General features: G+C 41.7%; 7 protein-coding genes and 1 pseudogene. 3 read left to right on the top strand and 5 right to left on the bottom strand.

Annotation, left to right across the window (positions count from 1 at the left end; translation table 11 throughout):
• From QUB61_RS37880 to QUB61_RS37885, 3 genes are all read left to right on the top strand, one after another.
• The coding region (locus tag QUB61_RS37880) for a hypothetical protein (RefSeq protein WP_333136404.1) at nt 1–285 on the top strand (285 nt) is incomplete at its 5' end.
• Nucleotides 286–302: 17 nt separating this feature from the next.
• The gene (locus QUB61_RS40320) at nt 303–485 is read left to right on the top strand and encodes a WG repeat-containing protein (protein WP_445300635.1); all 183 of its coding nucleotides are present in this window, start codon (nt 303–305) and stop codon (nt 483–485) included.
• A 74-nt stretch (nt 486–559) separates the two neighbouring features.
• Nucleotides 560–1786 carry an FAD-dependent monooxygenase gene (locus tag QUB61_RS37885; RefSeq protein ID WP_333136402.1) on the top strand — a complete coding sequence of 409 codons (1227 nt, stop codon included), beginning with the start codon at nt 560–562 and terminating at the stop codon, nt 1784–1786.
• Between the two features lie 253 nt (nt 1787–2039).
• Here QUB61_RS37885 and QUB61_RS37890 read toward each other — a convergent pair whose 3' ends face one another.
• The 5 genes and pseudogenes from QUB61_RS37890 to QUB61_RS37910 form a co-directional block, all read right to left on the bottom strand.
• Nucleotides 2040–2375 carry a zinc ribbon domain-containing protein gene (locus tag QUB61_RS37890; protein WP_333136400.1) on the bottom strand — a complete coding sequence of 112 codons (336 nt, stop codon included), beginning with the start codon at nt 2373–2375 and terminating at the stop codon, nt 2040–2042.
• Between the two features lie 162 nt (nt 2376–2537).
• Entirely contained in the window at nt 2538–2792 is a 255-nt protein-coding gene (locus QUB61_RS37895) for a transposase (protein WP_333136398.1), read from the bottom strand.
• A gap of 168 nt (nt 2793–2960) precedes the next feature.
• Nucleotides 2961–3452, bottom strand: a pseudogene (locus QUB61_RS37900) (transposase); the annotation flags it as partial.
• Nucleotides 3365–4036 carry a transposase gene (locus tag QUB61_RS37905; protein WP_333136396.1) on the bottom strand — a complete coding sequence of 224 codons (672 nt, stop codon included), beginning with the start codon at nt 4034–4036 and terminating at the stop codon, nt 3365–3367. The gene QUB61_RS37905 and the pseudogene QUB61_RS37900, both read right to left, overlap by 88 nt.
• A 118-nt stretch (nt 4037–4154) precedes the next feature.
• On the bottom strand, nt 4155–4568 hold the full coding sequence (locus tag QUB61_RS37910; RefSeq protein WP_333136393.1) for a transposase: 414 nt from the start codon (nt 4566–4568) through the stop codon (nt 4155–4157).
• Nucleotides 4569–4997: the final 429 nt, after the last annotated feature.

Genomic DNA, 4997 nt, shown 5'->3' on the forward strand with positions numbered 1-4997 from the left:
CATTTTAACTCCTACTTAGATTTACATCCCTCATTATATACGTTCGAGGATTTACAAATCATTTGCGATCGCTATAGATGGTGTCATGAGGTTTTGGCGTTGTTACAAAGTGTTTTGTATCTGCGACACAATCAGGGAATGCAATCGCCCAGAAAGTTATCGCCCTGTGATTCTAGCAATCCCAACAACCGCCTTCGTATGTCGATCGACTCTCGGGAAATGGGGCGCTCAATCCTGCTTTCTTTTTCTACAGCACCTTCAATTGCTCTAATTCCTTGCCTTTAGTTGGATGTTGTTACTTATTGCTGGATGAGCCTTCGGCAGAGCGTTCTGAGACAACCGGACAATTTCTCGTAGAGCCACAGTTTGAGATTGCCTGGAGTTTCAGTGAAGGAGTAGTAGCTGTGGACAAAAAATCAAAATTCGGCTGTTTGAACACAGCGACTCAGTTGGTAATCCCTCACCAATTTCCCTTTTTCAGGTAGTTTTTCTAAAAGGTTCAACCCCATCACCAGCCAATTTTCTCAACTTTTTCATGTTGTATAGCTCACCTAATAATATGGCTTCTGTATCAAAGGTAATTATCATCGGCGGTGGAATTGGCGGTCTGACCCTAGCCCGTGCTTGTCTCGATGCGGGTATTGCAGTTGAGCTATACGAAAAGCGCGGTCTGGATGTTATGCTCTCCGGACCCGGAGGCATATTCATCCAACGCAATGCTTTGCGCGTCTACAAGCTCTTGCAATCAGGGCAGATTTATCAGCGCTTCTATCAGCAGGGAGGCAAGATCCTCAAAGGTGGGTTTTTTGACCAACAAGGCAAACCCCTCTACATTAACGTTCCTCAATTCATAGGCGAAGATGACTTGGGTGTGTGTCTCCTGCGACCTGAACTTCAGAAGATTTTATGGGAAGCATTGCCAGAGGGAACGGTGCGGACTGGCGCTGCCTTTGAGAAATTTGAGGACGCGGGCAACGGCATTCGCGTCTTTTTCTCTGATGGTCGCACTGCTGAGGGTGACATCTTAGTCGGTGCTGATGGTCTTTACTCCAAGGTACGCGCTAATCTCAACGGTAGGAAGCGGTTAGAGGAGCCTGTTTACAGTGGGACTTGCTGCTGGAGAGGCTACTTTGATGGCTCTGGCTTACCGCTCGATTCACAATACAGTTGGGGAGAATTCTGGGGTCAGGGCACTCGCTTTGGCTACTTCGATGTGGGTGGCGGTCGGTTTGCTTTCTATGCTTTCAACAACACCCCAGCGGGTGGTAATGACGATGCACTGGGCGGTTCCTTGAATGCCTTACGCTCTCTGTTTAAAGGCTATGCTGACCCAGTACCAGCTATCGTCGAGGCTCTCGAGCAGCAGAAAATTTACCGAGATGATATTGTAGATCGGCTACCGCTCGGAACCCAATGGGGGCAAGGGCGAGTTACCTTAATCGGGGATGCCGCCCACCCAGTTCAACCGAGTATCGGTCAAGGGGGCTGTATGGCGGTGGAAGACTCCTTTGAACTAGCTTCACTGCTATGTACTAGCCAAGCTGGTGGGGATACTGTTCCTTCCCTATTGCGGCAGTTTGAAGGCAGTCGCACTCAGCGAGTTACTCGCGTATTCAATAGTTCCAGACAAATAGGCAAATTGGCGCAGGCGAATACAGCGATCGGATGCTTGTTGCGGAACTATATTTACAAGCTCACTCCGACAAAGTTGGCTGACTTGCAGTTCAAATGGTTGTTTGATTACCAACCTCAATGGAATCAGACCCGTACAAATCATTCAGAATAAGCTTGAGGGTAAGGAAGTGCGAAATACTCCAGTTTCCCTATGCGGTAATTAAATTCCTTGTAGCGGTGTTTTTAGTTTTTCCCGCACAAATTCATCAATGCTCGTCAGGAAGCCGCGCTTGAGCAACACCAAATTTTAGCCACATCGCCCTTCAATTCTCCTCAATGCAGGTTTGAAGATGCACCCGCTAGACGAAGGATTTTGACACTCCCCGGCTTGAAAGCGCGGGGATTCTTGGATCGATCAGTCGAACTTATCTCTGTTTTGCTACCACCAACGAGTAGAGATCGGCCTGTCCCCAAGCGTTAATTTCGGCGTGCCCCGCCGTATTTAAAATGATTCCTGCCTGCTTCAACCCTTTCGCCAAAATATTGCGACCAGCGTTGCGATCTCGATCCAATGTCGTACCACAACCGCAAATATGGGTTCGAGTTGAAAGTGTTTTCAAGACAGAATTGCCACATTTTGAACAATTTTGAGAAGTGTACACAGGAGAAACAGCACTTACTGTTTCACCGTACACTTGTCCAAAGTATTCTAACCCGAAGAGCAAATTGTGACCATGCTGGATCACTAATTGATTTAGCAAGCTTATAGTTTTTCACCATATTCCGCACCTGAAGGTCGACCTAGGCTACAAAATCGCGCTTATTTTATTACGCCGGGCGTCGTCTTAATTGCGAAGTCTTTGCGCTCCCTGCTGACTTTCAGGTGTTTCCTTCCTAACTTCTCGATCGCTTTTTTACGATTACTAGAACCTTTTTTCTTCCCTTGAAATCCGATCGTGCAATCTTTTCAAAGCTTTTTCACTTTTGCCCAGATATCGAGGGTTGGCGACTGTCTCACCGTCACTGTCAGTATAAAAGTGGTTTAATCCCACATCTATTCCAATAGCTTTACCAGTGGGAATAGGCTCCTCTTTTCGCTCCACGTTGATGCAGAATTGGGCTCCGTAGCCGTCGGCACGACGCACGACTCTGATTCGCTCGCATCTCGTCAGGTGCATAGAAATGCACCTGACGATTACCGATTAACTTAAACTTTCCGGCAGCAAAACCATCCTTAAAAGTTAGGCATCTTTTGTCGGTAGAAAGCGACCAACCTGACGTTTTGTATTCTACAGAGCGAGTGTGCTTTTTAAACCAATACGGTTCAGTTAAGGGCTATGCAGTGCTTAAAACAATAAATAGGGTTTGCTGAATAATCGATCGCCAACCAAGAGCAGGAGCGATGGATATCCTCTAGCTCGATTTAATATAAGTTTTTCTGTCTTAATTTGCTTCAGATATAATTGAACTTTATTCTGAATCTCAAAACAGGTGTTGTTTGGTCTGCTCGGCATAAAAACACACAAAAAAACCCGGTGCAACCAGGTAGAAAGGTTAATTACTAAAAAAGTAATTGCAATGGCTGTAGAGGAAGTATTACTAAGTTTTGCCATCACTCGGTTCAAGCTAAATCTTCGTTTACCCTGTCCAAATTTTCCTTCAATTGCCTGACGAATTTTTTCGTCTTCTGCAGCTTGCTTCTTTTTTTCTTTACTCACATTTGCTGGAGGTCTTCCTAGGGGAGATCCACTCAGCCTAATTCCTCTTTCTTTGCACCATGCTCGGTTTTCTCTTGTACGATAAATGCGATCTGCGTGAACTGATGCAGGATAGTATCCTGTGAATCTATAGCAATCCTAAATGATGTTCTATATCTAGAGCAATCCTCAATGATTTTCTCTGTGTAAGTATATTGACGTATTTTGGGAAAATCAAATTTATGTTCGTTAGTAAAAAACTGAAACAAAAATTTGACAATCTTAAAAGACCTACATAAATACCAATATTTTCTTAAAAAGTTTTTAGCTTGTAACCAAATATCTTCAACGGGATTCTGTTGGGGAGCATTGGGAGCAAATAAAATACAAGTAATTGACCAATTCTCAGGTTCTTTGTCACCATTTAGTTCTAATAAAAAGTCTCTAAATTCTCCATGTTTATGATAACTAGCTCTATCCCAAATTAAGATAATCTTTCGATTTTTATATTTATTTTGTAAGTATTTTATGAATTTAACTGTTGATTTTCCATCACCAGATGGATGGCTCTGAATATGGAATTCTTTGCTTTGATAATTGAGTGCGACAAAATAAGTTTTTCTATCTTTTTCATTGGTAGTTGGGACTTCAATTCTGATTTGGAATTGACCCCAAACATAACCAGTCAGATCACCATGAAGTAGATGACATTCATCTAAAAACAATACTATTATTTCCCCACATTCTATACCAGCCTTGTTTTTAAATAAAATGTCGTTAATTTCTTCCGGATTTTTTTTACCAGTTATTTATCAAATTTAGGGTTAGTTTTTTGAGTTTTTTTCAACTAATTTTCGCCCGCTCGAAAAGTTCATAGTAACTCTGTTTTAATTTATATATCACACCAAATTCTTGCTCTAAATAAGTAACCAGCTCATCTAAATTCCCAGATTTTTTATTTTTTAGCCACTGGATTACTTCAGTATTTTGTAGAGCTGTTAAATACCCTTTTGACCCTTTATGTCCTAGTTTAATTCCGGCGATGCCTTTGGTTTTAAATTGTTTTTTCCAATAACCAATAAAAAAATTACTTACACGCCATATCTTACTGATCTCATGGTAGATAATACCTGAGAGCGCCATCCTTACAGCTATTGCTCGTTTTAGTTCTCTGGCATCGATATCGCTTTTAATGAAAGATTCTAATTGGGCTATTTCTTTTTCTCTATCTTTTTGTGGCAGTTGTAAGTTATTCATTTTTTATTGTCACAATCAAGTATTGCATATGATTGTAAGCTATTTCGCATTTAAACTGGTATAATAATAAATTAAAAGTCACAGAAAAGCCAGAAGTATGCCAGCCAAAAATCATTTAAATGAGCGAGCAAGTCAAAAAGCTTCAACAATCCTTAAAACAAGAAAAAAAGGCTCTTCCGTACTTACTGTGCTAAAATGTTAATCAAAGTCTCAAAAAAAGGTTTAAAAGAAATCAGCTATGAAAAGGTTAATGACAAATATACTAAATTTACCGGGGGTCATAGTAGAAAATAAAAAACAGATAGGAGAAACATTAATTTTCGCCGTGAAATCGGAGAATAAAACCGCAGTTGTAGAAGTTCAGGGGGGTAGCTTCCGATGGCTCGAACATGATAGAGTAGGGGACATGGAAAAGACTGTGCCGGAACT

Origin of the sequence: Microcoleus sp. C2D2 (assembly GCF_036702495.1) — a bacterium.
Taxonomy (GTDB): Bacteria; Cyanobacteriota; Cyanobacteriia; order Cyanobacteriales; family Microcoleaceae; genus Microcoleus.

Coding starts and splice junctions, on each gene's coding strand:
- QUB61_RS37910 (WP_333136393.1), bottom strand. CDS start 4,568: ATGAATAACTTACAACTGCCACAAAAAGATAGAGAAAAAGAAATAGCC.
- QUB61_RS37885 (WP_333136402.1), top strand. CDS start 560: ATGGCTTCTGTATCAAAGGTAATTATCATCGGCGGTGGAATTGGCGGT.
- QUB61_RS37895 (WP_333136398.1), bottom strand. CDS start 2,792: ATGCACCTGACGAGATGCGAGCGAATCAGAGTCGTGCGTCGTGCCGAC.